The organism is Falsiroseomonas sp. (genome assembly GCF_051860665.1).
Classification (GTDB): domain Bacteria; phylum Pseudomonadota; class Alphaproteobacteria; order Acetobacterales; family Acetobacteraceae; genus Falsiroseomonas.
The window spans coordinates 122,379-147,551 of the sequence record NZ_JBHYDM010000007.1; the positions used below are offsets into that span (position 1 = coordinate 122,379).

The following is a 25,173-nucleotide window of genomic DNA, read 5'->3' on the forward strand; positions in this document are numbered from 1 at the left end:
CTACATCCGCCAGCGGCGGTGCTGCCAGAGCCATTGGCCGGGATATTCGCGCACCCAGCCCTCGACGATGTCGTTCACCTGCTGGGTCGCGGCCTGCACATCCACCTGGCCCTTGGCATCGCGCGCCAGGGTCACGGCCTCCGTCAGCTCCAGCCGGAAGCGGCCGCCGGGCAGGCGGATGGCGCGGGCGCCGTGGATCGGGCAGTCGAAGCGCCGTGCCAGGCGGGCGAGGATCGGAATCGCCGTCGCCTCCCGCCCGAAGAACCGGATCCTGGGGCCGCGGCCGAAGCGCTGGTCGACCAGCATGCCGAGATGGAGGCCCTCATCCAGCGCCTCCATCATCCGGATCGGCGCGGCGGGTCCGGCCGGGATCAATGTGCCCATCACCCCCTTGCGCAGCGCCAGGATGTCCCGCGCCACCGCGGCATTGTTCGGCGTGCGATACAGCGCGGCGGCCGGCAGGCCATGGCGCAGCGCGGCAACGGCGGGCAGTTCCCAATTGGCCAGGTGGGCCGCGAAGATGATGGCGGGCTTGCCGTCATCCCGCAGCGCCTCGAAGCGCGCCATGCTCTCGGCATCCAGCTCGATGCGGCCGGTATTGGGGCGCTCCGGGTCGAAATCCCAGAGATCGCCGAGATGGACATATTCGCTGGCGGTACGGCCGAGATTCTCCCAGCTCTCGCGCAGGATCGTGGCGCGTTCGGCGGCGGTCTTGTCCGGGAAGGCCGCGTCGATGTTTTCGCGCGCGATGCGGTTGGCCGAAGTGAGCGGGCCAAGGGTGCGGGCCACCGCCGCACCGATGCGCCCGGCGCGATCCGGACCCAGGGCGCGCACCATGGCGAAGCCGCCCCGGATCAGGGCAGCCAGCGTTTCCTCGCCGGCGCGTTTCAGGGCCGCCTTCAAGTCAGAACTTCACCACGATCTTGCCGAAGACGCGGCGCGATTCCAGGCGTTCCAGCCCTTCCGTGAATCGCTCCAGCGGCACCACGGTATCCAGCACCGGCAGGATGCCCGCCGACATCTTGCCCAAGGCGTCGCCGACGTTGCGGATGGCGCAGCCGAAACTCCCAAAAATGCGGAGCTGGCGCTGGAAGATCATCATCAGGTTGGTCTCGGCCGAGACGCCGGAGGTGCTGCCGCAGGTCACCAGGCGCCCGCCCGGGCGCAGCGAAAGCAGGGAGCCCGCCCAGGTGGTGGCGCCCACATGTTCGAAGACCACATCCACGCCGCGCTTTCCCGTCACGCGCCGGGCAACCGTCGAGAAGTTCTTGTCCGTGTAGTTCACCACATGATCGGCGCCGAGTGCCTGGGCCTTGGCGCATTTCTCGTCATCGCCGGCGGTGGCGATGACGGTGCAGCCCAGGGCCTTGGCGACGCGGATGGCGACGGATCCGATGCCGGAGCCCGCCGCCTGGATCAGGATGGTCTCGCCCGGCTTCAGCTGGGCATTGTCGAAGAGCATATGCTCGACCGTGCCGAAGGTGACGGTGGCGCAGGCCGCTTCCTCGAAGGGCACCTTCTCGGGCACGCGCACCAGCAGCCGCGCCGGCACATTGGCCAGTTCGCGCGCAAAACCGTCGATGTGGAAGCCGGCAACGCCCGAGACGTTCTCGCAGAAATTGTCGCGGCCCTCGCGGCAGGCGGCGCAATGGCCGCAGGTGCGGGCGCCATAGGGCACGGCGCGGTCGCCGGCCTTCCAGCCGGTGACGCCGGCACCCACCGCCACCACTTCGCCCGAAGCCTCCGCGCCCACCGCCAGCGGCAGCGTGCGCTGCGCGAAGGCCATGCCGCGCCAGCCCCAGACATCGATGTGGTTCAGGGAGACGGCGCGGATGCGCAGCTGCACCTCGCCCTCGCCGGGCGGCGGCGGGGCCTCGATCTCTTCCAGCCGCAGGTCGCGGTCGCCATGCAGGCGCAGGGCGCGCATCAGGTCGGTGCTCCACTGAGAACGAGGCAGACGTTCTGGCCGCCGAAGCCGAAGCTGTTGGACAGCACGTTCTGGACTTTTGCCGCGCGGGCCACGTTGGGCACCACGTCGAGCGTGATGGCCGGGTCCGGCTCCACATGGTTGATGGTGGGCGGCAGCATCTGGTCGCGGATCGCCAGCAGGCTGAAGGCGGCCTCGATGGCGCCGGAGGCCGAGAGCGTATGGCCGATCATCGACTTGTTGGAGGAGATCGGCGGCGCGGCCTCCCCGAAGACCGCGCGCATGGCGAGGTTCTCCATCTTGTCGTTCTCCGGCGTGCCGGTGCCATGGGCATTGACGTAGGAGATATCGGCGGGCTGCAGCCCCGCATCCTCGATGGCATTGCGCATGGCCCGGATCACCGCGCTGCCATCGGGGTTGGAGCGGGTGCGGTGGAAACTGTCCGACTTCTCGCCGGCGCCGCGCACCAGGCCGAGGATGCGCGCGCCGCGGGCACGGGCGTGCGAAAGGCTTTCGAGCACCAGGCAGGCGGCGCCCTCGCTCATCACGAAGCCACCGCGGTTCTTCTCGAAGGGGCGGGAGGCGCCGGTGGGGTCTTCGTTGCGGGTGGACAGCGCGGAGAGAAGGGAGAAGCGGATCAGCGCCTCCGGCTGCACCGTGCCATCCGCGCCGATGGCCAGCGCGGCCTCGGTCTCCCCGCGCTGGATCGCCTCGACGCCAAGCTGGATGGCGGAGGCGCCGGTGGCGCAGGCGGTGGTGACGGCCACGGGCGATCCGCGCGTGCCGAAGCGGGCGGCCAAGGTCTCGCCGACCGTCTGGAAGGCGGCGGTCTGGTAGAGCTCCGGCCAGCCGGTCGCGGCCAGGGTCAGCGCGGGATAGGTGGCCGCATCCGGCGCCACGCGCCGGGCGAGTTCGAAGCGGTGCGGCCATTCCACCTCGACCGGCGGCATGCCGAGCATCAGCGGGCCGGGGAATCTTCCCCCACCGAGGCCGGCCTCGGCCAGCGCTTCCTCCGCCGCCATCGCGGCCATGCGGGCGACGCGGGGGGTGGCGGTCAGCACCGCGCCATCCGCTTCCTCGGGCAGGTCGACGGTGCCAGCGATGGTGGTGCGCAGGTCGTTGGTGGGGAAGCGGGTGATGCGGCGGATGCCGGAGGTGCCGGCCAGCAGTGCCGCCCAGTTCCTGGCAACGCCGAAGCCGAGCGGGGTAACGAGGCCGATTCCGGTGACGGCAACGATGGGCCGGCCCTTGGAGTCCAGGTCCGCTGGCCGCGACCGGTTCAGCTCTCCGGGGCCTTCGCCCCTCCGACCATCGGACGCTGTCACGGCTGCTCCTCCGCCGGAATCGCCTGCAGATGGGCCAGGGCCTCGCCGCGCCAGGCGCCGAAGCCGGTCACCAGAAGGTCTGTCGGCGGCGCGGTCATGGGCGCCTCGGCCGCCTCCAGCGCGGGCGGCAGCACGCCCTCGGAGAGCATCAGCGCGCCCAGCGCCAGGCTGGCCGGGAAGGTCGCCTCCACGCCCCAGCCGAGCCGGCTGCCGGCGGCGCGCAGCGTGATGTCCCGGCGAAGGCTGCCCAGGAATTCGCGCTCGGCCGCGGTGGGGCCGGCGACGCCCGTGGCGCCGGAAAGGACGGCCAGCGGCCCCTCCGGCAGGGCCAGCCGCGCGAAGGCGCGGGCGGCGGCGGCGGCGCTGCCATCCGCCCCGTCGCGCCGCGCCTGTTCGCAGGCCACGCCCATGATCCGCGCGAGGCCACGCGCGCCGCGGGCGCGGGCGCTCTCCGCCGTTTCCAGCACCAGGAAGGCGCCGAGCGTGCCGGGAATGGCGCCCGGCGCGTCGTCCCGGGCAAAGACGGGAGCAAAACCGCCCTGCCGCAGCAGTCCGGCCGAGTGGTAGAGCACCATCAGGTCCCAGCGCGCCGCGACGAAGCCGCCGCCGACCAGCGCCGCCTGGCCGCGGCCCTCCGCCAGGCGCGCGGCCGCGATGCGCACCGCATCCGCCCCGGCCTGTTCCTCCCCCATGAAGGTGCGGGAGGCGCCGGTGACGCCATGGACGATCGAGATATTGCCGGCCAGCAGGTTGGACAGCTGGGCCAGGAACAGCGTCGGCCGCAGTCCGCCGGCCAGCAGCGCGTTCAGCTGCAAGGCGGCCTCGGCCGGCGGCAGGGCGGCGAGCGCGGCCAGCACGCTCTCATCCAGCGCCAGGTCCCGCTCGCCCCCGCCGGCGGCGACGATCAGGTCCATCTCGGCCACCAGGGCGCGGGCGCCGGCATCGTCCAGCGCCAGGCCGGCGGCATAGGTGCCGAGGCGCTGCCAGGGCTCCATCTGCCGCTGGTCGCCCTTCTTCGGGATCTGCCGGTCCAGCTCCAGCGGGGGCGCGGGGTGCAGCGGGAAGGGGGCGTGGCTTGCGGCATCCACCGGCGCCGGGGTCTTCGCGCCCAGCGCCGCCAGATGCGCGGCCCGGCCCTCGCCGGCCGCCGAGACCAGGCCGATGCCGGTGATCCAGATCTCCATCAGCTATGGCCCGGCAGGCCGATGCGCTGCGCCGTCTCGGTCATCGCGTCGCGCAGCGCCTCGGCGGGGAAGGGCATGATGCGAAAGGTGATCTCGGCATCGGCGATGCGCTTGCCCTCGGAGAGGATGCGGGCCTCGGCCACCGCATAGCCGGATCCGTCATGGCTGCGCTTCGCCTCCACCACCAGCTTGGCACCCGGGGCGACGAAGCCGCGGAAATTGGCGCCATTCACCTTCAGCAGGAAGGGCATGCGCTCCAGCTTCTCGATCGCCAGCAGCAGCCAGCCGGCGGTCTGCGCCATGGTCTCCACCAGCAGCACGCCGGGGACGATGGGATAGCCGGGGAAATGCCCCTCGAAGACCGGGCTGGCCTCCGGCACCTGGCTTTCGACCGTGATGTGGTCCGCACCCAGCGTGACCACGCGGTCGACCATCTGGAAGTATTCCAGCCGCATGGCTGCCGCCCCGCGCGCCTGGCGTCAGGCCTTGGCCTGCTTGGCCGCCACCAGCTCCTCGATCCGCTGGGCCAGGTTGCCCATCACGAAATACTGTTCGGCCGGCGCGGTGCCGGCATTCACTTCCTGGGTCCAGCTCTCGACCGGCACCTTGATGCCGAAGGCCTTGTCGATGGCGAAGACGATGTCGAGGAAGTCCAGGCTGTCGATGCCCAGGTCGTTGATGACATGCGCGCCCGGCGTGATGGATTCACGCGCCACTTCGCTGTTCTCGGCGATGATGTCGGCGATACGGTCGAAAACCGGGGACGTCATGGGGAACAGGCTCCGGGCCGAGAGGGGCGTTCAGGTGAACGCGCCTCTTCGCCCGAACCGGCCGGCTTGTCCAGCGCGGGGGCGCAACGAGGCGTCGTTCCTGGCACGGTTCGTTTTCAGTCCGCGGGCGCGCAGTCCAGCAGCGGGCCGAGCTGCGCCACGCGGCGCTCGATCGCGGCGGCGCGGCGCTGGGTGGCGGCAGAGGGGGCGGCGGCGGACCAGTTCAGCGGGCTCGGCAGCACCGCGGCCAGCAGCGCCGCCTCCCGCGGCGTCAGGCGCGCCGCCGGCTTGTCGAAGAAGCTTCGGGCCGCGGCCTCCGCGCCATAGAGGCCGGGGCCGAATTCGACGATGTTCAGATAGACCTCCAGCACCCGCTGGCGGGGCCAGAGCAGCGCGACCTGCGGCGTCAGCCAGGCCTCGATCAGCTTGCGGACCGGATCGCGCCCCGGCCAGAGCAGCAGGTTCTTCGCCGTCTGCATGGTGAGGGTGCTGGCCCCGCGCGGCCGCTCCCCCGCCCACCAGGCCTGCAGCTCGGCCCGCAGCGCGCCGAAATCGAAGCCGAGCGCCTGGCGGCAGAAGAGATTGTCCTCGGAGGCGATGACGGACTGGGCGAGGGCGGGCGCCATGGCCGCGAGCGGCACCCAGTCGCGCTGCATGCCATGTCCCTGGGCGGCACGGATCAGCATCAGCGGCGTCACGGGGGGCGGGATGACGCGGTAGGCCAAGATCAGCGCCGGCGGGGCCAGCAGCAGCACCAGAAGCAGGCGCCGCAGCCAGCCGCGCAGGCGCCCGGCGCCCCTGGCCGGGCCGGGAGGTGATCTGCGGAGGCGCATCATGCGGCCCAGCCTAGCCGCCCGCCGCCGGCATCGACAGGGCGGCAGGCGCCAAATATGATAATGCGAATCATTCGCAATTAAGGAAGGCGCGCCATGCCCGGCTATGAATGCGACCACCCCCTGCCCGCCCCCGGCGAGCGGCCGATGCGGGAGCTGGATGCGGGGGAACTGCTGGTGGCCGGCGCGCTGCGCGCCTGGGTCGCGCCGCTGATGGCGCCGGCCGAGCGGCATCCGGACTGGCGCCGCTACCTGGGCCTGGGCGGCCTGGCGGCGGAGGGGCTGGCGGCCTTCGACCGGCTGATGCGGCTGGTCGCGCATGCGGCCCGACGCAGCCTGGATGTGCGCTGCTGCCGCTGCCCCGGCCTGAGCCCGGACGAGGCCGCCCTGCTGCAGCTGGTCGCCGCGCTGCAGGCCGGCCAGTCCTTCGCCGCGCTGGAGGTGCTGACGGACTGGCTGCCCGAGCCCGCGCTGATGCCGGCCCTGGCTGCGGCGCGGGATTTTGCGGCGGCGCTGCACCGCGCCCGTGCCGCGCTGCCGCCTTTCGGCTGCGCCATGCCCTTCGCCAGCGCATCCGCGGCCAGCCTCGGCCCGCGCACCCTGCACTGAAGCTAGCGCAGCCTCTCGAAAAAGCCGGTCTCCTCGTCCAGCCGGGCATGCTCCTGGCTGCGGAAATCGTAGCGGGAGACGATGCCGCGCACATGGCCCGCCTCGCAGACCGGCAGGTGGCGGAAGCCGCCATTGTCCATCAGGCGCAACGCCTCGCTGGCCCGCTGGGTGGGGGCCAGCGTCTCCGGCCGCCGCGTCATGACCTGGTGCAGCGGCGTGCTCCGTGCCTCCTGGCCCTCCGCCAGGCAGCGCACCGCATCGCGGCCGGTGAAGATGCCCAGCAGCCAGTCCGGCTCCTCCACCACCAGCACGGCGCCGACGCGGCGCTGGTGCATGGCGCGGCAGGCCTCGGCCAGGCTGGCCTCTGGGCCGAGCATGAGCGGATGCTGGTCCCGGATGATCTCGGCGATCCGTCGATCCTGCATGTCGTATCCTCCTGCGCCCGTCCTTCTCCCAGGCTTCGGGGTCCCAGGCTTCCGGGTCGGCGGGGCATCCTGGCGCGCAGGCCCGCCCGGCCGCCTTGCTTCATGTCAAGGCGATGACAGGATAAAGGCGATCAGGTCGTCCATCTGCGCGCGCGACAGGCCCAGCGGCGGCATCGGCGCATGCGAGGCCAGCAGCGCGGCGCGCAGCGAGGCCGGGGTGGTGCCCGGGCGGGCGCCGATGGCACGCAGCGCCAGCACGGCATCCGAGGCACGGCCGGGCGCGGCGGGATGACAGCTGCCGCACCAGTCCTGCGCCAGCCTTTCGCCCGCCGCCGGATCGCCCGGCAGCGGCTGCGCCTTCAGGGCAGCGGGGGGCAGCAGCAGGGGCAGGATCGCAAGCCAGCGCAGGGCGCGGGAAGCGGGCATGGGTGGGACCTCCGGCGCGGATGCAGGCGGCGCGGGGGCGATGCTGCCGCGCCCGCCCGCCGCGGGCCTTGATCCGGGTCAAGCCGCGCCCGCTACACCGCCTCTCCCACCCATTGCCCGTCCCGCACGGCGGACATCATCAGCCGCGGTGCCACCGCATCCCCGGCGCGCAGCACCGGCAGGCCCTGGGCCCGCAGCGCCGCCTCCAGCGCCTCTGCCCCCGGCCGGCGTGGCGTGGCGTGGGTGAGCAGGGCGACGCCGGGGCGCATCGTCTCCGCCCCCGTCAGCAGATGGCGGATGCGCAGGCTGCCATCCTCCAGCCCGGCCGGTTCGCGATGGATCAGCACCTCCACCCGCTCGCCATGGGCGGCCAGGCGGCGGTGCACGCCCTGGGCATAGAGGGCCGGCACGTCCCGCGCGATGGCATCCCGCGGCGTCAGCAGCAGCAGCCGGTCGAAGCGGGTCAGCAGGAATTCGGCGGCGGCATAGGTGGCGGCGGTGTGGTCGTGGTCGAAGAGCACGGCCAGGCCGCCGCGCGGCGCCGCCTCCTCCAGCAGCAGGGCCACCGCCCGGCGCAGGTCCAGCGCGCCGGGGCAGGGGCTGCGCGGCGGCACCATCTCCGCGCCGGTCGCCAGCACCACCTGGTCCGGCGCCAGCGCCAGCACCGCCTCCGCCGTCTCGCCCCTCTGGCGGATGACGCCGGCGGCCGCGGCACGGGCCACCAGATGGTCCAGGAAGCGGCCGATATCGGCACAGCCGGGCAGGCGCGCATGCAGCCGCGCCGCGCCGCCCGGCTGGGCGCCGCGGCCGAGCAGGGTCACCCGATGCCCACGCTCCGCCGCCACCGCCGCCGCCTGCAGCCCGGCCACGCCATCGCCCACCACCACCACATGCCGCGGCGGCGCGGCGGGCGGCGGCGGCGGGTCGGCCTCGGCCAGGCTGCCGGCCTTGGCATTGACGCTGCAGGCGACCGTATTGGCGCGGTCGATCTCGCCCCAGCAGGCATTGCAATAGATGCAGGGGCGGATTTCCGCCGCCCGGCCCTGGCCCGCCTTTCGCGGCCAGTCCGGATCCGCCAGCAGGGGCCGGGCGAGCATGACGAGGTCGGCATCGCCGGCTTCGAGCAGGGCCTCCGCCATGGCCGGCCCCGTGATGCGCCCCACCGCGGCCAGCGTCACGCCGCCGGCGGCGGATCGCAGCGGCGCCCAGGCGTCGCGGAACGGCATCGGCGGCTCATGCATATCCGGCGCATGCATCCAGAGGCTCGGCCCGTGGCTGCCCTGGCTGAAACACAGGTAGTCCGGCGGCGTCTCCGCCACCACGGCGGCCACCAGGCGGGCCGCCTCCGCCGGGTCGATCGAGCCCGGCACGCCGTCATCCGCCGGCAGCTTCACGCCCAGGATGAAGCCGGCGCCGCAGCGGGCGCGGACCGCGGCCAGGATGGCGCGCAGGAAGGCGCTGCGCCCCTTGGCATCGCCGCCCCAGCGGTCCTGCCGCTGGTTGGTGACCGGCGAGAGGAATTGCAGCGGCAGGAAGCCATGCGCGGCCGAGATCTCCGCCCCCGCGAAACCCGCCCGCTGCAGGCGGTGCGCGCTATCCGCATATTCCTCGACCAGCCCCTCCACCTCCGCCGAGGTCAGCGCCCGCGGCACGGTCCAGGAGGCCGCATCCACCACGGCGGAGGGGCCGACCGCATTCAGCGCGCGGGCATCCCGATGCGCATTGCCGGCATGCCAGAGCTGGCCGATGAGCGCCGCGCCCTGGCCCTCCACGGCCTCCGCCAGCCGCGCCAGGCCGGGCCTTTGCGCCTCGTCCCAGGCGGCGACGCGGGCGGGCACGGCGGCGGAGCGGCAGGCGGCCAGCGCCTCCGTCACCACCATGCCCGCGCCGCCGGCAGCGCGCGCCGCGAGATGGGCGATCAGCAGGGGCGTCACCGCCCCCTCCCGCGGCATGCGGCTGGTCATGGCGGCGAAGGCGATGCGGTTGCGCAGGGTGCGCCCGGCCAGGGTGAGCGGGCTGAACAGATGCGGCAGGTCCGGCGCCATTCAGCCGGCCGCCCTGCCGCTGGCCCATGCGCCCTCTGCGATCATCCCGCTTCCTCCATCTCGGATACGACTTGTGCGGCAGATGGTGCCCCGGCGCGGCCGAAATCCCAAGACCCTTCCGGGCCGGGCTTCCGCCTCCGCGCCGCCGGCCATAGAAGCCCTGGCAGGCAGGGGAGACAGGGCATGGACCCGGGCGGCGGATTCTACCAGGCGGGGCGGCCTGTGGCCCTGCCCGGCGTCACGCTCTGGGTGACGGATACGGGGGGCGAGGGGCCGCCGCTGGTGCTGCTGCACCCCAATACCGGCACCGGCCAGGTGTGGGAGAAGCAGGTGCCGGCCTTCGCCGCCGCCGGCTATCGCGTGATCACCTTCGACCGCCGCGGTTGGGGCCGCAGCATCCCGGACCCCGCCACCGGCCCGCAGCCGGGCAGCGTGGCGGAGGATCTGGAGGCGCTGGCGGATCATCTCGGCCTCGGGCGCTTTCATCTGCTGGGCGTCGCCGGCGGGGGGTTCGTGGCGCTGGACTATGCCAGCTGGCAGCCCGGGCGGGTGCTGAGCCTGGTGGTCGGCGCCAGCTACGGGCAGTTCATGGACCCCGAGATCCAGACCTTCTTCACCCGCATCGCCACCCCGGACTTCCAGCGCCAGCCCGGCGTGCTGCGGGAGGTCGGCCCGACCTATCGCGGCACGGACCCCGAGGGGACCGCGCGCTGGGTCGAGATCGAGCATCATGCGCGCCAGCCCGATGCCGTGGCCCAGCCGCTGCGCACCCCCAATACCTACGCCAAGATCGCCGCCATCGAATGCCCTTCGCTGGTGCTGGCGGCGGGCGCCGATCTCTATGCGCCGCCCGGGCTGATGAAGCTCTGGGCGGCGCATCTGAAGGGCCATCAGTGGGACGTGCTGCCCGAGGCCGGCCACGCCATCGCCTGGGAAGATCCTCAGGGCTTCAATGCGAAGGTGCTGGCCTTCCTGGCGGCTACTTCTTCGCCGCGATGATGCCGCCGGCCAGGCTTTCAGGAATGCGGTTCTCCCAGCGGCCGCAATCCACCTGGGTGACGAAGTCCAGCACGGCGCGGTTGAAGGCGTCCGGATCCTCCAGGTTCATGGTGTGGCCGCATTTCGGCATCACCAGCAGGGCCGAGGAGGGGATGGTGCGCTTCAGGTAGATGCTGGCCTCCAGCGTCGGATCATCCTCGTCGCCGGCGATGACCAGCGTCGGCACCGTCATCTTCGCAAATCCGTCCCTGAGATCGAAGAGGCTCGGCCTTTCCCGCTGCACGCCCTGCATGGTCAGGGCCGAGCCCTCCGTCGAGTGCTCGCAGAGCTGCTGCTGGAATTCGGCGAAGCCGCGCGGGTCCTTCTGCGCGAAGATCAGGCGGGTGGGGCCGCGGCTATAGGTCTTGCCGAATTCGCCCATGGTCTCGGCCCGGATGCGGGCGATGGAGGCATCGACCTCCGCCCGGAACTGCTCCTGCTTGCCCGGGGCGGCGCCATAGCCGACGCCCGCGGCGACCAGGCTGCGGGCCAGGCCGGGATGGCGCAGGCCGAGATGCAGGGTGGCGAAGGCGCCCATGGACAGGCCCACCACATGGGTCGGGCCGAGGCCCAGGCCCTTGATGACGGCGGCGATGTCGTCCGTCGCGCGGTCCTGGCTGTACTTGTTCGGGTCGCTCGGCACCTCGGAGGGCGGATAGCCGCGGGCGGCATAGGCGATGCAGCGGTAGCGGCGGGAGAAGAAGCGCAGCTGCATCTCCCAGGCGCGATGGTCGCCGGCATATTCATGCACGAAGACCATGGGCGTGCCGCTGCCGGCCTCCTCGTAATGCAGGCTCACCCCGTCATCGGTCTTCAGCATCGGCATGGTGTTGGTATCCCAGATTTTTGCTGGCGGATGGTGGCGCCGGAATCCCTGGGCCGCAAGCCGCCCGAGCCTTGACTCCAAGGGGGGGCGAGCGCATCTGCAATCCGGACCGATCGGGTCCCCTTTGAACACGGGAAAGGGAGCTTCCGCCGGGTGCTGCGGGTCTCGAAATTCACCGACTATGCCGTGGTGGTGCTGTCCCGGCTGGAGGCCGAGGGCGGCGTGCAGACCGCGCCTGGCCTGGCCGCCGGCACCGGCATAGCCGAGCCCACGGTCGCCAAGGTGCTGAAGATGCTGTCCCAGGCCGGGATTGTCGAGGGGTTGCGCGGGGCGCGCGGCGGCTATCGGCTGCTGCGGCCGCTGGCCTCCCTCGGGCTCTCGGAGGTGATCGTGGCCATCGACGGCCCGATCGCGTTGACCGCCTGCGTCGATGGCGGCTTCGGCCTCTGCGAGGCGGAGCATACCTGCCCCGTCCGCGGCCGCTGGGACCCGGTGAATTCCGCCATCCGCGGTGCGCTCTCCGCCATCATGGTCAGCGAGATCGCCTCCCCACCCGCCCCCCGTCGCGCTGCCGCCCTGCAGCCCGCCCTCGTCGCCGAGTAGGATCAGCCGCTATGGCCGCCGTCATTGAGACCATCGAAGCCGTCCAGTCCGTCACCGATGGCGGGTACAAGTGGGGCTTCGAGACCGATATCGAGATGGACTTCGCGCCCAAGGGGCTCAGCGAGGACATCGTGCGCTTCATCAGCGCCAAGAAGCAGGAGCCGGAGTGGCTGCTGGAATGGCGGCTGAAGGCCTATCGGCACTGGCTGACCATGGAGGTTCCGACCTGGGCGGCGGTCAGCCATCCGCCGATCGACTTCCAGGATGCCTATTACTACGCCGCGCCGAAGCAGAAGGCCGGGCCGAAGTCGCTGGACGAGGTCGATCCGGAGCTGCTGAAGACCTATGCCAAGCTCGGCATCCCGCTGAAGGAGCAGGCGATCCTGGCCGGCGTCGAGGGCGCGGGCGAGACGCCGGCGGAAGGGCGCATGCCGGTCGCCGTGGATGCGGTCTTCGACAGCGTCTCCGTCGCCACCTCCTACAAGGAGCGGCTGGCGAAGGACGGCATCATCTTCTGCGCGATCAGCGAGGCGGTGCAGACGCATCCCGATCTGGTGCGGCAGTATCTCGGCTCCGTCGTGCCGCAGGGCGACAACTTCTACGCCGCGCTGAACAGCGCCGTCTTCACCGATGGCAGCTTCGTCTACATCCCGAAGGGCGTGAAGTGCCCGATGGAGCTGTCCACCTATTTCCGCATCAATGCGAAGAGCACGGGGCAGTTCGAGCGCACGCTGATCATCGCGGATGAGGGCAGCACGGTCAGCTACCTGGAAGGCTGCACCGCGCCGATGCGCGACGAGAACCAGCTGCATGCGGCAGTGGTCGAGCTGGTGGCGCTGGACGATGCCAGCATCAAGTACAGCACGGTGCAGAACTGGTACCCCGGCGATGCCGAGGGCCGTGGTGGCATCTACAACTTCGTCACCAAGCGCGCCGCCTGCCGGGGCAAGCGCAGCAAGGTGTCCTGGACGCAGGTGGAGACCGGCAGCGCGATCACCTGGAAGTACCCGTCCTGCCTGCTGATCGGCGATGACAGCGTGGGCGAGTTCTATTCGGTGGCGATCACCAACAACCGCCAGCAGGCCGATACCGGCACCAAGATGTTCCACATCGGGCAGCGCACGCGCTCGACCATTGTCAGCAAGGGCATCAGTGCCGGGCGTGGCCAGAACACCTATCGTGGATTGGTGAAAATCAGCCCGAAGGCGAGCGGGGCGCGCAACTTCACCCAGTGCGACAGCCTGCTGATCGGCGACCAGTGCGGTGCGCATACGGTGCCGTACATCGAGAACCGCTGCATGACGGCGAAGGTGGAGCACGAGGCGACCACCAGTCGGATTGCCGAGGACCAGCTTTTCTACTGCCGCTCCCGCGGCCTCAGCCAGGAAGATGCGGTCGGCATGATCGTCAACGGCTTCTGCCGCGAGGTGCTGAAGGAGCTGCCGATGGAATTCGCCGTGGAAGCGCAGAAGCTGCTGCAGATCAGCCTCGAAGGCTCGGTCGGTTAAGGACAGACGGATATGCTGAAGATCGAGAACCTGCACGCCAATGTCGACGGCAAGCAGATCCTGAACGGGCTGACGCTGGAGATTCCGGCGGGCGAGATCCATGCCATCATGGGGCCGAACGGCTCCGGCAAGTCCACGCTGTCCTATGTGCTGGCGGGGCGCGAGGGCTATGAGGTGACGGAAGGCTCCGTCACCTTCGGCGGCCTCGACCTGCTGGCGATGGAGCCGGAGGAGCGCGCGGTCGCCGGCGTCTTCCTCGCCTTCCAGGCGCCGGTGGAGCTGCCGGGTGTGGGCAATGCCAATTTCCTGCGCACGGCGCTGAATGCGGTGCGGCGCGCCAAGGGCGAGGCGGAGATCGACGCCATCCAGTTCCTGAAGCTGGCGCGCGCCCGCATGAAGGTGCTGAACATGCCCGAGGACATGTTGAAGCGTCCGGTGAATGTCGGCTTCTCCGGCGGCGAGAAGAAGCGCAACGAGATGCTGCAGATGGCGCTGCTCTCGCCCAGGCTGGCGCTGCTGGACGAGACCGACAGCGGCCTCGACATCGATGCGCTGAAGCTGGTCTCGGATACCGTGAACAGCCTGCGCGGCCCCGACTTCTCGGCGCTGGTCATCACCCACTACCAGCGGCTGCTGAACCACATCGTGCCGGACCGGGTGCATGTGCTCTCGGCCGGGCGGATCGTGAAGTCGGGTGGCCCCGAGCTGGCGCAGGAGCTGGAGGCCTCCGGCTACGGCGCGATCCAGGCGGCCGCGGCATGACGGCGGTGACCGGAACCGGCCCGGCCGCTTTTCTCGGCCGGCATGAGGGGCTGCGCGGGCGGCTGCCCGGTGCATCCCTGCCCTGGGTGGAGGCGCTGCGCGACCGCAGCGCCGCGGCCTTCCGCGCGCAGGGTTTTCCGACGCGGCGCGTGGAGGCCTGGAAGTACACCGACCTGGCCGCCGTGAATGCCGGCGTCTTCGGGGAACCGCTGACCGGCGTGGATGATGCGCTGGCCCTGCCGCCGACGACCGGCCCGCGCGCCGTCTTCATCGATGGCCGCTTCCGCGCCGATCTGTCGAACCTGGAGGGCCTGCCCTATACGGTCGAGAATCTGGCCTGGGCGATGCCGACGCTGGAAGACCGCCTCGGCGCGCTGGTGCGGCCGGAGGAGCAGGCGCTCGCTGCGCTGAACGGGATGCTCTTCGAGGATGGGCTGGTAGTGACGGTGCCGGAAGGCGTGCAGGCTGGCGTCCTGCATCTCGTCTCCTTCGCCACCGAGAGCGAGCGCGCGCCCGCCTTCCATCCACGCCACCTGGTGCGGCTCGGTGCCGGCGCGTCGCTGACGCTGATCGAGACCGCGGCCGGCCCCGCCCATGCCCGCTATCTGCACAACCCGGTCTTCGAGATCGAGGTGGCCGCCGGCGCGCGGCTGAACCACGGCCGGCTGCAGCAGGAAGGGCGCGAGGCCTTCTTCCTGTCCACCGTCTATGCCCGGGTGCAGGAGGGCGGCACCTACGACAACTTCACGCTGAATGCCGGCAGCCGGCTGGCGCGCAACGAGATCCATGTCGCGCTGTGTGGCCCCAAGGCCGAGTGCCACATGAACGGCGTACAGCTGCTGGCCGATGGGCAGCATGCCGATACGACGACGGCGCTGGATCATGCCGCGCCGGATTGCTCCTCCCGCCAGACCTACAAGACGGTGCTCTCGGGAAAATCGCGCGGCGTGTTCCAGGGCAAGATCCTGGTGCGGCAGATCGCGCAGAAGACCGACGGCTACCAGATGAACCAGGCGCTGCTGCTCTCGCCGGAAGCCGAGATCGACAGCAAGCCGCAGCTGGAAATCTACGCCGACGATGTGAAGTGCAGCCATGGCGCGACGGTCGGGGAGCTGGATGCGGAGCAGATCTTCTTCCTGCGCTCCCGCGGCATTCCGGCGGAGCAGGCCAAGGCCATGCTGGTGGAGGCATTCCTGACGGAGGCGGTGGACGCCGTGGCGGATGAGGCGATCCGGGAGGCTCTGTCGGGCGCCGTGGCCGGCTGGTGGCAGCGCCAGGGGATCCAGGGCGGCATGCAGGGCGGGATCGAGACCGCGTGATGGACGGGCACATGGCGCCGCCGCTGAACCTGGACGCGATCCGCGCGGATTTCCCCATCCTGTCGGAGAAGGTGCGGGGCAAGGCCTTCACCTTCCTCGACAGCGGCGCCTCGGCCCAGAAGCCGCGGCAGGTGATCGGCGCCATGGTGCGGATGATGGAGACGGCCTATGCCAATGTCCATCGCGGCGCCTACCACATGAGCGAGCAGGCGACCGAGGCCTATGAGCTGGCCCGGGTTGCCGTGGCGACGTTCCTGAACGCGGCGCATGAGCGCGAAATCGTCTTCACCGGCAGCAGCACCAACGCGATCAACCTCGTTGCGCATAGCTACGCGCGCGGGGTGATGAAGCCGGGGCAGGCGGTGGTGATCTCCGAGATGGAGCATCACGCCAATATCGTGCCCTGGCAGATGGCGCGCGATGCCGCAGGCATCGAGCTGCGCGTGTGCCGGATCACCGACAGCGGCGAGCTGGACCTGGATGACCTCGCCGCCAAGCTCGCGGACGGCAAGGTCGGGCTGGTGGCCGTCACGCATATGTCCAACGTCCTCGGCACCGTCACGCCGGCCGCGCAGATCGCGCGCATGGCGCATGAGGCCGGTGCCAAGGTGCTGTTCGATGGCAGCCAGGCGGCGGTGCATCGGCGGGTCGATGTGCGTGAGATCGACGCGGATTTCTATGTCTTCACGGGTCACAAGCTCTACGGCCCGACGGGCATCGGCGTGCTCTATGCCAAGGCCGCGCTGCTGGAGGCGATGCCGCCCTTCCTCGGCGGCGGCGACATGATCGCGGAAGTCTCCTTCGAACGCAGCATCTGGGCGCCGATCCCGGGAAAGTTCGAGGCGGGGACGCCGCCGATCGTCGAGGCGATCGGGCTGCATGCGGCGATCGACTATGTCACCGCCATCGGCATGCCGGCGATCGAGGCGCATGAGCGCGCGCTGGTCGATCGCGCCATGGCCCGCCTGCCGCAGATCGAGGGCGTGACCCTGCTCGGCCGGGCGCAGGATCGCGGCGGCGTCTTCGCCTTCGCGATCGATACGGCCCATGCGCATGACGTGGCGACGCTGCTGGACCGCGCCGGCATCGCCGTGCGGTCGGGCCGCCATTGCGCGGAGCCGCTGCATGCGCGCTTCGAGGTGGAGAGCACCTGCCGCGCCTCCTTCGGCCTCTACACCACGCCCGCGGAGGTCGATCTGCTGGCCGATGCGCTGAGCCAGGCGCGGGAGTTCTTCCGATGAGCGGCGGCTTGTTCGACGACCTGCGCGACCTGTACCAGGAGGTCATCCTGGACCACGGCCGCAAGCCGCGGAACTTTCGGCGGCTGGATGATGCCAACCGCACGGCGCGCGGGGACAATCCCATGTGCGGCGACCGCATGGAATTGTTCGTCAAGCTGGCCCCGGATGGCCATATCGAGGATGCGGCCTTCCAGGGCCGTGGCTGCGCCATCTCCATGGCCAGCGCCTCGCTGATGACAGATACGGTCAAGGGCAAGACCCAGGCGCAGGCGCGGCAGATGGGCGAGAATTTCCGCGCCCTGGCCATGACCGGCACCTGCCCGGATTGCGGCGGCGACATCGCCGAGGAGATGGAGCGCCTGGCGCCGCTCTCCGGGGTGCATGACTTTCCGAGCCGCGTGAAATGCGCGACGCTGGCCTGGCACACGCTCAACGCGGCGCTGGATGGCGGCGCGAAGGAGGCGAGCAGTGAGTGAGACGCCGAATGCGCCGGTGCATGGTGCCTGGACCCCAGAAGGTGGCACGGAGCCGCCGGTGCGGGTGAACGAGGATGCCGTGATTTCCGTCCTCAAGACGGTCTTCGACCCCGAGATCCCGGTCGATATCTACGAACTTGGCCTGATCTACGCCGTCGAGATCGGCGATGATGGCCATGTGAAGGTGGAGATGACGCTGACCACCCCTTCCTGCCCCTCGGCGCAGGAACTGCCGGTGCAGGCGGAGGAAGCGGTGCGCGCCGTGCCGGGCGTCACGGATGTGACTGTCGAGGTCGTCTGGGACCCGCCCTGGGACCAGAGCCGGATGAGCGAAGACGCCCGCCTTGCGTTGAACATGTATTGAGGGAGGCCCAGGCGATGAGCACCACCACCGAAGCCCGCCCGCGCCGCACCCTGCCGCCGCTGATGACGCTGTCGGATGCGGCGGCGGAGCGCCTGCGCGCGCTTTACGCCACGGGCGAAGAGGGCAAGACGCTGCGCATCGCGGTGAAGACCAAGGGCTGCTCCGGCATGGCCTACGACCTGTCCTGGGTCGATGGTCCGGGGCCGGGGGATGAGGTCGTGACCGACAAGGGCGTCACCGTCGTGGTCGACCGCAAGGCGACGCTGTTCCTGATCGGCACCGTCATGGACTACGAGGTGAAGGCCATGTCCGCCGGCTTCACCTTCACCAATCCGAACGAGAAGGGTCGCTGCGGCTGCGGCGAGAGTTTCCACGTCTGAGGGCGGCGCGGTGGCGCCGGCCGATGTCTTGTCCTACAAATGAGATGTTATAACATACGTCCCGATGGACGAGCGAAAGACGATGCAGGACGTCACCAATGACGGCACGGTGCGGGACGCCATCTGGCGGCGTTTCGCGGGCGACGACTGGGCGGCCTTCGATGCCCTGCCGCCCGCCATCCGGCGCCGCATGCAGGAACATGCCTATGACCCCTGGGCGGTGAATGCGCTGATTCTCTGGCGCAGCTTCCGGCGCAAGCTCGGCTGTTCCGCGCGGGCGGAGCGCCGCCTGCTGCGCTACCTCGATGAATGCGAGGCGCTGGAGCGCGAGGCTTTCGCCCAGGCCCGCCTCAAGGGACCGCTGCCGCATGCGGCGGCGCGGGCCACGGTGCTGCGCTATGGGCGCAGCACCGTGGCACCTTCGCTCAGTTCAGCGTCAGCCCGCGCAGCAGCCCGGCCTTCTGCTCCACATCCTGCTGCACCCGGCGCGTGAAGTCGGCCCGGTTCAGGAAGAAGTTGTTGGGCTGGGAGCCGGTGCGCGCGGCGGCGCGGTAGCTCTCGCTGGCCGCCGCCGTGGTGCAGGCGGCCTCGATCCGGGCCAGGCGATCCTCCGGCGTCCCGGCCGGCGCGAAGAGCCCGCCGAAGCTCGCGGGCAGCACCTCGAAGCCCTGTTCCACGGCCGTCGGCGCATCCGGGAAGTCGGGATGCCGCTGGCTGTCGAAGACTGCCAGCACGCGCAGGTCGTTGCGCCCCGCGGCCGAGCCCAGCACGATGGAGCCGACATCGATGCGCCCGGCCAGCACCTCCGTCATCACCGCGGCATCGGCGCGATAGGGCACGTGCTCCACCTGCACATTCGCCGCCTGCGCCCATTGCACCATGGCGAGGTGCGGGATGGAGGTGACGCCCAGCGTGCCATAGGTCACCTGGCTCGGCCGCGCGCGCGCCGCGGCCTGCAGGTCGCCCAGCGTGCGGAAGGGACTGTCCGGCTTCACCACCAGGGCCATGGAATTGTTGAAGACCTGGCAGATCGGCCGGAAGGAATTGGCCTGCAGGCCGGAGGTCGGCTGGATCACCGGCAGGACGGAGGCGACCAGCGCCGGCACGAAGAGCAGCGTATAGCCATCCGCCGGCGATCGCGCGACGGAGGCCGAGCCCACCGCGCCCGCCGCGCCGTCGCGGTTGATGACGACGACGGACTGGCCCAGCTGCGGCGTCATGGCCGCGGCGAGCGACCGCACCAGCAGGTCGATCGCATTGCCCGGCGGATAGGGCAGCACGACCTGCACGGGGCGGGCGGGGAAGGCCTCCTGCGCCAGCGCAGGGGAAGGCAGGGCAGGCACGGCAAGCGCCAGCGCGGCGGCAGCCGCAACAAGGGCGCGACGGGTGGTCATGGAACTTTCTCCCAGGTGTTCTTGATTGAGTCTTGGACGTCTCGAGATCCGGCGGTCAGCCCGCCGGCATCAGCTTGGAAGGGTCGGAGCCGACGCGGCCCGGCACCAGCTTCGACGGATCGGAGCCGACGCGCCCGCCCGCCCCATCCGTGTCGCGCGACAGGGTGAAGTCGTAGCGGATGCTCGGCATGCCGGGGACCGGCGCATCCGGCAGGTCGTCGCGCGGCGAAATCACCAGGGACTGCGAGACGCCGAAGACCGTGTCGCTGTCCACATGCGCATCGCCGGCGAAATACAGCGCCGTCACCAGCTCCCGGTGCTCGGGCGCCGAGATCAGCACATGGATATGCGCGGGGCGGTAGCCGTGGCGGGCCTGGCGCTTCACCAGGTCGCCCACCGGCCCGTCCATCGGGATGGAATAGCCGAGCGGCTTGACCGTGCGGAAATGGAAGCGGCCGTTCTCGTCCGTGCGCAGCTGGCCGCGCATATCCATCACGCTCGGGTCATGCGCCTGCAGGTCGTAATGCCCTTCGGCATTGGTCTGCCAGACATCCATCTGCGCATGCGGCACGCCACGGCCGGCGGTATCCGTCACCTGGCCGTAGATCATGATCTCCGGCGCATGGGCGATCTTCACCAGGCTGCCGCCCAGCTCGATCTGCGGCGCGCCCTCGCGGAAGAAGGGGCCGAGCAGGCTGGTCTCGGTGCCCGCGGCCTCGCGCCCCTTGGCGTCGTGCATCACGTTCACCAGGCGCGACAGGCCGATGACGTCCGACAGCAGGATGAATTCCTGCCGATAGGGCGTGCAGGCCTGGCCGACCGCGGTCATGAAGGCGATGCCCTTCAGCCATTCATCGGGAGTCAGGTTGGTCTCCCGCGCGAAGGCGTGCAGGTGGCGCACGGCGGCTTCCATGATCTCGCGCAGGCGCGGATCGGGGGTGGTCGCCATCTGCTCGATGACGGTATCGGTGATTCCCTTGGCGTCGATGTCCTGCATCGTTTCTCTCCTGTGGCCGCCATCTGGGCGGCATGCATGCTCAGCCGGGCTCGATCCGCGCATCGCGGATGATGTCGCGCCACTTGGCCACCTCGGCCGTGGTGCGCGCGGCCAGATCCTCCGGCGTGCCGCCCAGCGGCTCCACGCCCTGGTTGCGCAGCGTCTCCAGCGCTTCCGGCTTGCGCAGCCATTCATTCGTCGCGGCGTTCAGCCGGTCCACGATCTCCCGCGGCGCGCCGGCCGGCAGGTAGATGGCCCACCAGCCTTCCACCACGAAATCGCGCAGGCCGAGTTCCTGCATCGTCGCCACATCCGGCAGGTTGGCGGTGCGCCTCGCGCCGGTGCTGCCCAGCACGCGCAGCTTGCCTTCCTGCACATGCTGCATCAGCGGCAGGTAGTGGTAGAACATGGCGTCCACCTGGCCCGAGAGCAGGTCCGTCACCGCCTGGGCGCCGCTGCGATAGGGCACATGCACGGTCTGCACACCCGCCCGCAGGTCGAGCAATGCCTGGGACAGGTGCCCGGTGGTGCCATTGCCGGCGGAGGCGAAGGTCAGCGGCCGGCCGCGGCGCTTCGCCAGCTCCACAAGCCCCGCGAAATCCTGTGCGCCGAGCTCCGGCCGCACCGCCAGCACGACAGGTGCCGTGACGAAGGGCACCACGGGCGTGAAGTCGCGCACCGCATCGAAACCGGGGTCGCGGTAGAGGCTGGCATTCACGCCATGCGTGCCGCTGGTGCCGAGGATCAGCGTATAGCCATCCGGTCGTTCGCGGGCGACGGCGGCGGAGGCGATATTGCCGCCGGCGCCGCTGCGATTGTCCACCACCACGGTCTGGCCCAGGGCCTGGGTGAGGTGGTTGGCGATGGCGCGGCCAAACAGGTCCGTGGTCGTGCCGCCCGCGAAGGGCACCACCAGCCGCAGCGGCCGTGCCGGCCAGGCCTGGGCACGCGCAGCCCCCGCGCCGGCCAGCAGCAGCGCCCCTGCGGCGAGGCCTCGGCGGCCGATCATGCTGCGGTCCATGCAATTCTTCCTTCTGCCGGTGTCGGCATGACATAGGCGTCGAGGCCGGCTGTCGCCACGCCGCGCTGCATCGGTAGCGCGCTTTCCGGAAATTCCTGCCGGAAGCTGGCGCCCAACTCGGCCAGGCGGTGCAGGAAGCCATCCAGGTGGCGCATGGCGCCGCCCGGCAGATCGTGCAGCACCAGCAGCGGCCGCTGCTGCGCCAGGCACTGCGCCAGGGCAATGTCGGGCCAGCCATCGGGGTCGCGCCAGTCGCCCGGCACGGCAGACCACAGCACCACGCTGTGGCGCTGCGCCGCCAGGTGGTCGCGCGCCTCCGCGCTCAGCAGATGCGGGCCGAGCCTGCCTCCGCCGCCGACCGGGCGGAACAGAAGGTCCGGATGCGCGAGCCGCCCGATCAGCGCCTGCGTGGCGCCGATCTCGGCCGCCGCATGGCCGGCATCCTGCCTTTCGCCCAGCGGGGTGGAATGGGTGAAGGTGTGGTTGCCGATCCAATGGCCCTCGGCATGGGCGCGCTCCGCCAGCCTGCGCCGCGCGGGATCCGCCAGCTTGCTGCCGATGACGAAAAACGTTGAAAGGATGCCGTGGCGCCGCAGCACCTCCAGCACAAGCGGCGTCGCCTCGGGGTCGGGCCCGTTGTCGAAGCTCAGCGTGACAACGGGGCCCGCCATGAGGTCAGGCCTCGTCCTCGATCGTGTTGCGCAGCACGCCGAGGCTCTCGATCTCCACCTCCACCACATCGCCGGGGGCGAGGAAGCGCGGCGGGGTGCGGGCATAGCCGACGCCGGAAGGGGTGCCGGTGGCGATCACGTCGCCCGGCTCCAGCGTCATCACTTCGGAGAGGATGGCGATCAGGCGCGGCACCTTGAAGATCATGTCGCCGGTGGTGCTGTCCTGCATCACCTCCCCGTTCAGGCGCGTCATGATCCGCAGGTTGTCGGCGCCGGGCGAGACCTCATCCGCCGTCACGATCTCCGGCCCGAAGGCGCCGGTGCGGTCGAAGTTCTTGCCGACGGTCCATTGCGTGGACTTGCGCTGGAAGTCGCGCACGCTGCCTTCGTTGAAGCAGGCATAGCCGGCGATGACGGAAAGCGCATCGGCCTCGCTGACATTCTTGGCGCGGCGGCCGATGACGATGGCGAGCTCCGCCTCCCAGTCCAGCTTCTGGCTGGCGCGCGGGCGCAGCATCGGCTGGTCGTGCGCGACGAGGGAGGTGGCGCCGCGCATGAAGACCGCCGGATAGTCCGGGATCGGGTTGCCGCCTTCCTTGGCATGCAGCGCGTAGTTCAGCCCGATGCAGATCATCTTGCCGGGCGTGGGCACCGGCGGCAGCAGGGTAAGGCCTGCGAGCTTCAGCCGCGGCGCGCCTTCCGCGCGGGCGGCGAGCGCCGCGAGGAAATCAGCCCCCTTGGCCAGCAGCGCCGGCATATCGGCCGGCACATCGCTGCCGAGCGCATCGAGCGCCACCACATCCGCGCCAAGGCGCAGGCCGAGACGGGCCTTGCCCGCATCCTCGAACGTCAAAAGCCGCATGAATCACTTCCTCCGGGTGGGGCAGGTTTTCCCGATAAAATGGGAAAGTCAACGTGTTTTAACGGTCTTGCCCCGCGCCGCGCCAGACGCCATCCTGCGCCAAAATGTCCTTCGCACCCGCCAGCCCGCCCGCATCGCCGGATACCCAGGCCACCGCCGTCCATCGGCGGCTGCGTTCGGACATATTGGAGGGGCGCCTGGCGCCCGGCCAGCGGCTGAAGGTGCAGGAACTGGCCGCCAGCTACGGCGCCGGTCCGGCGCCGCTGCGGGAGGCCCTGGCCCAGCTGGCGGCGGAGGGGCTGGCGCGGCGGATCGAGCAGCGCGGCTTCCGTGTGGCGGATGCCGACCCGGCGGGCTTTGCCGGGCTGATCCGCAGCCGCTGCCTGGCCGAGTCCATGGCGCTGCGCGAATCCATCGCGCTGGGCGATGCGGCCTGGGAGGATTCGGTGGCGGCCGCCGAACGCCGCCTGGCGCGGCTGCCGCGGTCCATCGAGACGGCGCGCTTCGTCAGCAACCCGGCCTGGGAAGTCGCGCATCGCGCCTTCCACCACGCGCTGATCGCCGCCTGCGCGGCGCCCCCGCTGCTCGCCTTCTGCGACCGGCTGCGGGAGGAGGCGGACCGCTACCGCGCGCTGGCCAATGCCGTGGCCTATCCGGGCCGGGATGTCGCCGCCGAGCATGCCGCGATCGCGGAGGCGGCGCTGGACCGCGATGCGGACCGCGCGGCGGCGCTGCTTTCCACGCATCTGGCCGCCACCGGCGAATTCGTGCGCGTCGCGCTGGAGAAGCGGCAGGCCCGGCAGCCCGCTTCGCGCGGCGGTCGGCGTGCCGAAGCCGAAGCTGCCGGCGCCGCCAGCTAGGCGTGCGTCCGAAAATCCACGCCCAAAGGGAGAGAACGCCATGGCCGAGGCCAAGATCCTGCTGCCGACCACCGTCGTCGGCAGCTACCCGCAACCCGCATGGCTGGTGGACCAGGCCGTGCTGCGGAAGAACAACGTGGTGCCCCGCGTGCGGCTGAAGGAGATCTGGCGCGTGGCGGAGGATGCGCTGGAGCAGGGGCAGGACGATGCGACGCTGATCGCGATCCGCGACATGGAACGCGCCGGCATCGACATCATCACCGATGGCGAGATGCGACGCGAAAGCTATTCCAACCGCTTCGCCCTGGCGCTGGAGGGCGTCGATGTGGATACCCCGGCCATGGTGACCGGGCGCATGGGCAAGCCCACGCCGGTGCCGCGTGTGGTCGGCGCGCTGCGCCGCCGCCACCCGGTGGAGGTGCGGGACATGCAGTTCCTGCGCGCCAATACCGACCGCGGCGCCAAGATCACGCTGCCCGGCCCCTTCACCCTGTCCATGCAGGCGCATGACGAGCACTACAAGGACGAGGAAGCGCTCGCCATGGCCTATGCGGAGGTGGTGAATGCCGAGGCCAAGGACCTCGTCGCCGCCGGGGCCGATGTGATCCAGCTCGACGAGCCCTGGCTGCAGGCGCGGCCCGAACAGGCCAAGCGCTACGGCGTCAAGGCGATCAACCGCGCCCTGGAAGGCGTGCCGGGCACGACGGTGGTGCATCTCTGCTTCGGCTATGCGGCGGTCGTCTCGGAAAAGCCCTCCGGCTATTCCTTCCTGCCGCAGCTGTCCGATTCCATCGCCGGGCAGATCTCGATCGAGGCGGCGCAGCCGAAGCTCGACCTCGGCATCCTTTCGGAATTGTCGAACAAGAGCATCATGCTGGGTGTGCTCGATCTCGGCACGGAGGAGGTTGAGACGGCGGAGACGGTGGCGGCCCGCATCCGCGCCGGCCTTCGGCATGTGGCGGCGGAGCGGCTGGTGCCCGCGCCGGATTGCGGCATGAAGTATATTCCCCGCAGCCGTGCCTTCGCGAAGCTGAAGGCGCTGGCCGAGGGTGCTGCGATCGTCCGCCGCGAACTCGCCGGCTGAACCGCCAATGCGCGCGCGGCACAGTCCGCGTGCGCCCGCCGTGCCGCGCCGATGCGCGATCTTTACATTGATCGACAAATTTGAACGGGATTTCTTCGCCGCCACGGATAATGATCCGGCAGAGAATTCGCTGCGTGTCCGGCATGGCAGATGCGCCGGCGTTTCGGCCGGGCCGGAATGCCGCGTCGCGTGAGGTGACCTCCGCCTCACCATGTACAGGCTT

The 25,173-nt window shown here is 70.6% G+C and carries 29 protein-coding genes; 13 read left to right on the plus strand and 16 right to left on the minus strand.

What is annotated here, in order from left to right; genetic code table 11:
• From ACTIF1_RS09985 to mtgA, 7 genes are all read right to left on the minus strand, one after another.
• On the minus strand, nucleotides 1-903 hold the full coding sequence (locus tag ACTIF1_RS09985) for a lipid A biosynthesis lauroyl acyltransferase (RefSeq protein WP_439596255.1): 903 nt from the start codon (nucleotides 901-903) through the stop codon (nucleotides 1-3).
• Nucleotide 904: 1 nt separating this feature from the next.
• A complete protein-coding gene (locus tag ACTIF1_RS09990) occupies nucleotides 905-1,927 on the minus strand; it encodes a zinc-binding dehydrogenase (protein WP_439596256.1) in 1,023 nt (340 codons plus the stop codon).
• On the minus strand, nucleotides 1,927-3,252 hold the full coding sequence (locus tag ACTIF1_RS09995; protein WP_439596257.1) for a beta-ketoacyl synthase N-terminal-like domain-containing protein: 1,326 nt from the start codon (nucleotides 3,250-3,252) through the stop codon (nucleotides 1,927-1,929). Before ACTIF1_RS09995 ends, ACTIF1_RS09990 begins: the two co-directional genes overlap by 1 nt.
• The gene (locus ACTIF1_RS10000) at nucleotides 3,249-4,436 is read right to left on the minus strand and encodes a beta-ketoacyl-ACP synthase (protein ID WP_439596258.1); all 1,188 of its coding nucleotides are present in this window, start codon (nucleotides 4,434-4,436) and stop codon (nucleotides 3,249-3,251) included. The genes ACTIF1_RS09995 and ACTIF1_RS10000 overlap by 4 nt, the downstream gene beginning before the upstream one ends.
• Nucleotides 4,436-4,891, minus strand: coding sequence for a 3-hydroxyacyl-ACP dehydratase FabZ family protein (locus ACTIF1_RS10005; protein WP_439596259.1), 456 nt, complete (start codon nucleotides 4,889-4,891; stop codon nucleotides 4,436-4,438). Before ACTIF1_RS10005 ends, ACTIF1_RS10000 begins: the two co-directional genes overlap by 1 nt.
• A 24-nt stretch (nucleotides 4,892-4,915) precedes the next feature.
• Nucleotides 4,916-5,206 carry an acyl carrier protein gene (locus ACTIF1_RS10010; RefSeq protein WP_439596260.1) on the minus strand — a complete coding sequence of 97 codons (291 nt, stop codon included), beginning with the start codon at nucleotides 5,204-5,206 and terminating at the stop codon, nucleotides 4,916-4,918.
• Between the two features lie 116 nt (nucleotides 5,207-5,322).
• Nucleotides 5,323-6,042, minus strand: coding sequence for a monofunctional biosynthetic peptidoglycan transglycosylase (mtgA, locus tag ACTIF1_RS10015; protein ID WP_439596261.1), 720 nt, complete (start codon nucleotides 6,040-6,042; stop codon nucleotides 5,323-5,325).
• A gap of 93 nt (nucleotides 6,043-6,135) precedes the next feature.
• On the opposite strand from mtgA, the gene ACTIF1_RS10020 reads away from it, so the two are divergent.
• On the plus strand, nucleotides 6,136-6,648 hold the full coding sequence (locus tag ACTIF1_RS10020) for a hypothetical protein (RefSeq protein ID WP_439596262.1): 513 nt from the start codon (nucleotides 6,136-6,138) through the stop codon (nucleotides 6,646-6,648).
• 2 nt (nucleotides 6,649-6,650) lie between these two features.
• On the opposite strand, the gene ACTIF1_RS10025 is transcribed toward ACTIF1_RS10020, so the two are convergent.
• The 3 genes from ACTIF1_RS10025 to ACTIF1_RS10035 all read right to left on the minus strand — a co-directional run bounded on the left by ACTIF1_RS10025 (nucleotide 6,651) and on the right by ACTIF1_RS10035 (nucleotide 9,544).
• Nucleotides 6,651-7,073: a CBS domain-containing protein gene (locus tag ACTIF1_RS10025; protein ID WP_439596263.1), complete on the minus strand. Its 423-nt coding sequence runs from the start codon at nucleotides 7,071-7,073 to the stop codon at nucleotides 6,651-6,653.
• 105 nt (nucleotides 7,074-7,178) lie between these two features.
• On the minus strand, nucleotides 7,179-7,499 hold the full coding sequence (locus tag ACTIF1_RS10030) for a c-type cytochrome (RefSeq protein ID WP_439596264.1): 321 nt from the start codon (nucleotides 7,497-7,499) through the stop codon (nucleotides 7,179-7,181).
• A 92-nt stretch (nucleotides 7,500-7,591) separates the two neighbouring features.
• Nucleotides 7,592-9,544 (minus strand): FAD-dependent oxidoreductase, encoded by a 1,953-nt coding sequence (locus tag ACTIF1_RS10035; protein WP_439596265.1) that lies wholly within the window; start codon nucleotides 9,542-9,544, stop codon nucleotides 7,592-7,594.
• 183 nt (nucleotides 9,545-9,727) lie between these two features.
• On the opposite strand from ACTIF1_RS10035, the gene ACTIF1_RS10040 reads away from it, so the two are divergent.
• Complete coding sequence (locus ACTIF1_RS10040; RefSeq protein ID WP_439596266.1) at nucleotides 9,728-10,543, plus strand: alpha/beta fold hydrolase; 816 nt, start codon at nucleotides 9,728-9,730, stop codon at nucleotides 10,541-10,543.
• On the opposite strand, the gene ACTIF1_RS10045 is transcribed toward ACTIF1_RS10040, so the two are convergent.
• Nucleotides 10,524-11,408: an alpha/beta fold hydrolase gene (locus tag ACTIF1_RS10045; RefSeq protein ID WP_439596267.1), complete on the minus strand. Its 885-nt coding sequence runs from the start codon at nucleotides 11,406-11,408 to the stop codon at nucleotides 10,524-10,526. The two genes, ACTIF1_RS10040 and ACTIF1_RS10045, sit on opposite strands and share 20 nt — an antisense overlap.
• A 153-nt stretch (nucleotides 11,409-11,561) precedes the next feature.
• Here ACTIF1_RS10045 and ACTIF1_RS10050 point away from each other — a divergent pair, with 153 nt between their 5' ends.
• From ACTIF1_RS10050 to ACTIF1_RS10090, 9 genes are all read left to right on the plus strand, one after another.
• Entirely contained in the window at nucleotides 11,562-12,011 is a 450-nt protein-coding gene (locus ACTIF1_RS10050) for an SUF system Fe-S cluster assembly regulator (RefSeq protein WP_439596268.1), read from the plus strand.
• Between the two features lie 11 nt (nucleotides 12,012-12,022).
• Nucleotides 12,023-13,519 carry a Fe-S cluster assembly protein SufB gene (gene sufB, locus ACTIF1_RS10055; protein WP_439596269.1) on the plus strand — a complete coding sequence of 499 codons (1,497 nt, stop codon included), beginning with the start codon at nucleotides 12,023-12,025 and terminating at the stop codon, nucleotides 13,517-13,519.
• A gap of 12 nt (nucleotides 13,520-13,531) precedes the next feature.
• On the plus strand, nucleotides 13,532-14,281 hold the full coding sequence (sufC, locus tag ACTIF1_RS10060; protein WP_439596270.1) for a Fe-S cluster assembly ATPase SufC: 750 nt from the start codon (nucleotides 13,532-13,534) through the stop codon (nucleotides 14,279-14,281).
• Complete coding sequence (gene sufD, locus ACTIF1_RS10065; protein ID WP_439596271.1) at nucleotides 14,278-15,600, plus strand: Fe-S cluster assembly protein SufD; 1,323 nt, start codon at nucleotides 14,278-14,280, stop codon at nucleotides 15,598-15,600. Before sufC ends, sufD begins: the two co-directional genes overlap by 4 nt.
• Nucleotides 15,600-16,841, plus strand: a complete 1,242-nt coding sequence (locus ACTIF1_RS10070; protein ID WP_439596342.1) for an aminotransferase class V-fold PLP-dependent enzyme — start codon at nucleotides 15,600-15,602, stop codon at nucleotides 16,839-16,841. The genes sufD and ACTIF1_RS10070 overlap by 1 nt, the downstream gene beginning before the upstream one ends.
• Complete coding sequence (gene sufU, locus ACTIF1_RS10075) at nucleotides 16,838-17,317, plus strand: Fe-S cluster assembly sulfur transfer protein SufU (protein ID WP_439596272.1); 480 nt, start codon at nucleotides 16,838-16,840, stop codon at nucleotides 17,315-17,317. Before ACTIF1_RS10070 ends, sufU begins: the two co-directional genes overlap by 4 nt.
• Nucleotides 17,286-17,681, plus strand: coding sequence for an SUF system Fe-S cluster assembly protein (locus ACTIF1_RS10080; RefSeq protein WP_439596273.1), 396 nt, complete (start codon nucleotides 17,286-17,288; stop codon nucleotides 17,679-17,681). Before sufU ends, ACTIF1_RS10080 begins: the two co-directional genes overlap by 32 nt.
• A 14-nt stretch (nucleotides 17,682-17,695) precedes the next feature.
• Entirely contained in the window at nucleotides 17,696-18,061 is a 366-nt protein-coding gene (locus ACTIF1_RS10085) for a HesB/IscA family protein (RefSeq protein WP_439596274.1), read from the plus strand.
• Nucleotides 18,062-18,125: 64 nt separating this feature from the next.
• On the plus strand, nucleotides 18,126-18,554 hold the full coding sequence (locus tag ACTIF1_RS10090) for a DUF6525 family protein (protein ID WP_439596275.1): 429 nt from the start codon (nucleotides 18,126-18,128) through the stop codon (nucleotides 18,552-18,554).
• Here ACTIF1_RS10090 and ACTIF1_RS10095 read toward each other — a convergent pair.
• Genes ACTIF1_RS10095 through ACTIF1_RS10115 form a run of 5 tightly spaced genes read right to left on the minus strand, consistent with a single transcriptional unit; the run spans nucleotide 18,487 to nucleotide 23,006 of the window.
• Nucleotides 18,487-19,455, minus strand: a complete 969-nt coding sequence (locus ACTIF1_RS10095; RefSeq protein WP_439596276.1) for a tripartite tricarboxylate transporter substrate binding protein — start codon at nucleotides 19,453-19,455, stop codon at nucleotides 18,487-18,489. The genes ACTIF1_RS10090 and ACTIF1_RS10095 overlap by 68 nt on opposite strands.
• Before the next feature lie 55 nt (nucleotides 19,456-19,510).
• Nucleotides 19,511-20,452 carry a dioxygenase gene (locus ACTIF1_RS10100; protein ID WP_439596277.1) on the minus strand — a complete coding sequence of 314 codons (942 nt, stop codon included), beginning with the start codon at nucleotides 20,450-20,452 and terminating at the stop codon, nucleotides 19,511-19,513.
• A gap of 40 nt (nucleotides 20,453-20,492) precedes the next feature.
• Complete coding sequence (locus ACTIF1_RS10105) at nucleotides 20,493-21,473, minus strand: Bug family tripartite tricarboxylate transporter substrate binding protein (protein ID WP_439596278.1); 981 nt, start codon at nucleotides 21,471-21,473, stop codon at nucleotides 20,493-20,495.
• Nucleotides 21,458-22,144: a polysaccharide deacetylase family protein gene (locus tag ACTIF1_RS10110; protein ID WP_439596279.1), complete on the minus strand. Its 687-nt coding sequence runs from the start codon at nucleotides 22,142-22,144 to the stop codon at nucleotides 21,458-21,460. Before ACTIF1_RS10110 ends, ACTIF1_RS10105 begins: the two co-directional genes overlap by 16 nt.
• Before the next feature lie 4 nt (nucleotides 22,145-22,148).
• Entirely contained in the window at nucleotides 22,149-23,006 is an 858-nt protein-coding gene (locus ACTIF1_RS10115; protein ID WP_439596280.1) for a fumarylacetoacetate hydrolase family protein, read from the minus strand.
• Nucleotides 23,007-23,110: 104 nt separating this feature from the next.
• Here ACTIF1_RS10115 and ACTIF1_RS10120 point away from each other — a divergent pair, with 104 nt between their 5' ends.
• Together ACTIF1_RS10120 and ACTIF1_RS10125 are read left to right on the plus strand one after the other, a co-directional pair.
• Nucleotides 23,111-23,866: a GntR family transcriptional regulator gene (locus ACTIF1_RS10120; RefSeq protein ID WP_439596281.1), complete on the plus strand. Its 756-nt coding sequence runs from the start codon at nucleotides 23,111-23,113 to the stop codon at nucleotides 23,864-23,866.
• 40 nt (nucleotides 23,867-23,906) lie between these two features.
• Entirely contained in the window at nucleotides 23,907-24,950 is a 1,044-nt protein-coding gene (locus ACTIF1_RS10125; protein ID WP_439596282.1) for a 5-methyltetrahydropteroyltriglutamate--homocysteine methyltransferase, read from the plus strand.
• Nucleotides 24,951-25,173 lie beyond the last annotated feature (223 nt).

Excerpts from the sequence above, each read along its gene's own strand:
- ACTIF1_RS10105 (WP_439596278.1), bottom strand. The coding sequence starts at position 21,473 with ATGGACCGCAGCATGATCGGCCGCCGAGGCCTCGCCGCAGGGGCGCTG.
- mtgA (WP_439596261.1), bottom strand. The coding sequence starts at position 6,042 with ATGATGCGCCTCCGCAGATCACCTCCCGGCCCGGCCAGGGGCGCCGGG.
- ACTIF1_RS10005 (WP_439596259.1), bottom strand. The coding sequence starts at position 4,891 with ATGCGGCTGGAATACTTCCAGATGGTCGACCGCGTGGTCACGCTGGGT.
- ACTIF1_RS09990 (WP_439596256.1), bottom strand. The coding sequence starts at position 1,927 with ATGCGCGCCCTGCGCCTGCATGGCGACCGCGACCTGCGGCTGGAAGAG.
- ACTIF1_RS10010 (WP_439596260.1), bottom strand. The coding sequence starts at position 5,206 with ATGACGTCCCCGGTTTTCGACCGTATCGCCGACATCATCGCCGAGAAC.
- ACTIF1_RS10070 (WP_439596342.1), top strand. The coding sequence starts at position 15,600 with ATGGACGGGCACATGGCGCCGCCGCTGAACCTGGACGCGATCCGCGCG.
- ACTIF1_RS10020 (WP_439596262.1), top strand. The coding sequence starts at position 6,136 with ATGCCCGGCTATGAATGCGACCACCCCCTGCCCGCCCCCGGCGAGCGG.
- ACTIF1_RS10040 (WP_439596266.1), top strand. The coding sequence starts at position 9,728 with ATGGACCCGGGCGGCGGATTCTACCAGGCGGGGCGGCCTGTGGCCCTG.
- ACTIF1_RS10000 (WP_439596258.1), bottom strand. The coding sequence starts at position 4,436 with ATGGAGATCTGGATCACCGGCATCGGCCTGGTCTCGGCGGCCGGCGAG.
- ACTIF1_RS10120 (WP_439596281.1), top strand. The coding sequence starts at position 23,111 with ATGTCCTTCGCACCCGCCAGCCCGCCCGCATCGCCGGATACCCAGGCC.
- ACTIF1_RS10100 (WP_439596277.1), bottom strand. The coding sequence starts at position 20,452 with ATGCAGGACATCGACGCCAAGGGAATCACCGATACCGTCATCGAGCAG.
- ACTIF1_RS10025 (WP_439596263.1), bottom strand. The coding sequence starts at position 7,073 with ATGCAGGATCGACGGATCGCCGAGATCATCCGGGACCAGCATCCGCTC.
- ACTIF1_RS10085 (WP_439596274.1), top strand. The coding sequence starts at position 17,696 with ATGAGCACCACCACCGAAGCCCGCCCGCGCCGCACCCTGCCGCCGCTG.
- ACTIF1_RS10090 (WP_439596275.1), top strand. The coding sequence starts at position 18,126 with ATGGACGAGCGAAAGACGATGCAGGACGTCACCAATGACGGCACGGTG.
- ACTIF1_RS10125 (WP_439596282.1), top strand. The coding sequence starts at position 23,907 with ATGGCCGAGGCCAAGATCCTGCTGCCGACCACCGTCGTCGGCAGCTAC.
- ACTIF1_RS10110 (WP_439596279.1), bottom strand. The coding sequence starts at position 22,144 with ATGGCGGGCCCCGTTGTCACGCTGAGCTTCGACAACGGGCCCGACCCC.
- ACTIF1_RS10035 (WP_439596265.1), bottom strand. The coding sequence starts at position 9,544 with ATGGCGCCGGACCTGCCGCATCTGTTCAGCCCGCTCACCCTGGCCGGG.
- ACTIF1_RS10030 (WP_439596264.1), bottom strand. The coding sequence starts at position 7,499 with ATGCCCGCTTCCCGCGCCCTGCGCTGGCTTGCGATCCTGCCCCTGCTG.
- sufU (WP_439596272.1), top strand. The coding sequence starts at position 16,838 with ATGAGCGGCGGCTTGTTCGACGACCTGCGCGACCTGTACCAGGAGGTC.
- sufB (WP_439596269.1), top strand. The coding sequence starts at position 12,023 with ATGGCCGCCGTCATTGAGACCATCGAAGCCGTCCAGTCCGTCACCGAT.
- ACTIF1_RS10095 (WP_439596276.1), bottom strand. The coding sequence starts at position 19,455 with ATGACCACCCGTCGCGCCCTTGTTGCGGCTGCCGCCGCGCTGGCGCTT.
- ACTIF1_RS10080 (WP_439596273.1), top strand. The coding sequence starts at position 17,286 with ATGGCGGCGCGAAGGAGGCGAGCAGTGAGTGAGACGCCGAATGCGCCG.
- sufD (WP_439596271.1), top strand. The coding sequence starts at position 14,278 with ATGACGGCGGTGACCGGAACCGGCCCGGCCGCTTTTCTCGGCCGGCAT.
- ACTIF1_RS10045 (WP_439596267.1), bottom strand. The coding sequence starts at position 11,408 with ATGCCGATGCTGAAGACCGATGACGGGGTGAGCCTGCATTACGAGGAG.
- ACTIF1_RS10115 (WP_439596280.1), bottom strand. The coding sequence starts at position 23,006 with ATGCGGCTTTTGACGTTCGAGGATGCGGGCAAGGCCCGTCTCGGCCTG.
- sufC (WP_439596270.1), top strand. The coding sequence starts at position 13,532 with ATGCTGAAGATCGAGAACCTGCACGCCAATGTCGACGGCAAGCAGATC.